The organism is Flavobacterium sp. (genome assembly GCF_003525665.1).
Lineage (GTDB): Bacteria > Bacteroidota > Bacteroidia > Flavobacteriales > Flavobacteriaceae > Flavobacterium.
In genome coordinates this window covers 18,637-21,056 of sequence record NZ_DQDX01000130.1, presented here as the reverse complement: position 1 = coordinate 21,056, position 2,420 = coordinate 18,637, and the positions used below count along the sequence as shown (strand labels likewise).

Below are 2,420 nucleotides of genomic sequence, written 5' to 3'. Positions count from 1 at the left end.
AGGTTCAAATAACACTTCGTCTGGTAGCCATTGATGATGAAATCTTGGTGCGTTAACGGCTTCTTGCATTCCCATTTTGAATTCGGAAACATTTAAAATCGTTTGCAACACAGATGTTATAATTGTTGGTCCGCCAGGCGTTCCTAAAACCATAAAAAGTTTGCCATTTTTTTCTACAATTGTTGGCGCCATTGAACTCAACATTCTTTTTTGTGGCGCAATGCTATTGGCTTCAGCTCCAACTAATCCGTACGAATTTGGAACACCAGGTTTTGCCGAAAAATCATCCATTTGATTGTTAAAAAAGAATCCCAATTCTTCTGAATACAACTTGGAACCGTAAGCGCCATTTAATGTTGTGGTTACCGAAACGGCATTTCCATCTTGATCTACAATTGAGTAATGTGTAGTTTCATCACTTTCAGAAATCGAAATTTCTCCATGACTTACTTCCGCTGATTGCGTTGCTTTTTCCCAATTGAAGCTTTTCATTCTGTTGTTCAAATAAGTTTTATCAAGCAATTTATCTGTAGAAATTTTCACAAAATCTGGATCGCCAAGAAAGTAATTTCTATCAGCATAAGCACGACGTTCGGCTTCGGTTATAAGTTGAATGTATTTCTCAGAATTGTGCTTAAATTTTGAAACATCATAACCTGAAATCATCGTCATAATTTGCGCCAAAGTAATTCCGCCGCTTGATGGTGGCGACATCGAAATGATGTCTAAATTTTTATATTTAAATCGGATAGGTTCGCGCCATTTTGCTTCATATTTTTCCAAATCTTCCATCGAAATTATACCGCCTTTCGATTTTAGAAAAGCAACCATTTTTTCGGCAGTTGCACCTTTGTAAAATTCGTCTTTACCATTTTTCATTATCCGTTTTAAAGTTGCAGCCATTGCTGGATATTTTATGGTGTCGCCAACTTTAAATGTTTTAGAATAAATGGTTTTATCTCCGCTTACTTTAATTATATCTTGCTGATTGTCTGTTATTTGTATGAGTTGTTTTGAAGTAATAACTACACCATTTTCAGCCAATGCAATTACAGGCGTCATGATTTCTTCAATCGATAATTTTCCGAATTTTTTATGAACTTCAAATAATCCGGCGATGGTTCCAGGAACGCCAACAGACAACGCGCCATTGACTGATAAATTTGGAATTACATTTCCGTTTGCATCCAAATACATATCTTTTGAAGCTTTCATCGGAGCTTTTTCGCGATAATCTAATGCTCCAGTTTCACCATTATTCAATCGATAAACCATAAATCCGCCACCTGAAATATTTCCTGCATAAGGATAGGAAACTGCAAGAGCCAATTCGGTTGCAACCATAGCATCAAAGGCATTGCCGCCTTTTTTCATGATTTCAACACCAATTTGAGACGCTTCTTCACGTGCAGAAACCACCATTGCCTTGGAAGTGATTAATCCTTTTTGGGCTTGGCAGAAAAGTGTAAAAAAAAGAAAAATTAAAAGTGTTACTGTTTTTAAGTTTCGATTGCGATTCCTACGGAATGACAATATTGTGCATAGTTTTTTCATAATTCAAGTAATTTCTCTTTGCAATGTTGTTGTAATTCCTCAAAGTATAATGTAAATTCTTCTTCAAATTCGGCGTAAAATTGCTTCACTTCAACAATGGCTTCTTGCATGTGAACACGATGTTTGGTTCGGTAATCCATTTGAAATAAAATCATCTCTAATCCGTCTAAACTAGCATAACTCACTAACCAATTTCTAGCAATCATCGAAGGCATCATTTTCTGAATTTTCTCTGTAAGAAGTCCGTAATTATTTTGGAGTAATTTGTAGAAATTGTCAGCATAATCTTCCAATTTTTCTTCAGAATACTTTGACCAATTTTTAGCCAAATAATGATCGTAAACAATATCCATAATCACACCAGAATAGTGACCGTATTTCTCGTGCAAACGGTGTTTACTTTTTCTATAAATAGGATGCGCATCGGTAAAAGTATCGATGTAACGGTGCAATAAAATGCCTTTTCTAATATCGTCTGGATAATCCAAATAGTGATGTCCACGAATGCTATCGGCCATAAAATTTCCAATTTTAAGCAAATCGTTGTTTCCAGAAAGATATATGTGCGCGAGGAAATTCATTATAGGTTGTGGGTTGTAGGTTTTGGGTTTTAGGTATTTTTTGGTTTAGTAGTTTGTAACTAGGTAAATATACTAAATTAATTCAAATTTTTTTATTGCTTTCAACTTGTTATATTTGTCTAAATTTAAAAGTAGGTAACCTAAAACCTAAAACCCATAACCTAAAACCTTAAGAAATGACTTTAATAAAATCAATATCAGGAATTCGCGGAACGATTGGCGGAAAAGTAGGCGATAATTTAACACCAGTTGACGCAGTAAAATTTGCATCAGCTTATGGAACAT

Annotated in this window: 2 protein-coding genes; both read right to left on the bottom strand. The window is 35.0% G+C overall.

Features of this window, described 5'->3' with window-relative positions; translation table 11 throughout:
- Window positions 1–1,554: gamma-glutamyltransferase (gene ggt / locus DIU01_RS09280; RefSeq protein ID WP_290833768.1), on the bottom strand; the 1,554-nt coding region annotated here is incomplete at its 3' end.
- Window positions 1,551–2,135, bottom strand: coding sequence for an acyl carrier protein phosphodiesterase (locus tag DIU01_RS09275; protein WP_290833766.1), 585 nt, complete (start codon window positions 2,133–2,135; stop codon window positions 1,551–1,553). The genes ggt and DIU01_RS09275, both read right to left, overlap by 4 nt.
- Between the last annotated feature and the right edge of the window lie 285 nt (window positions 2,136–2,420).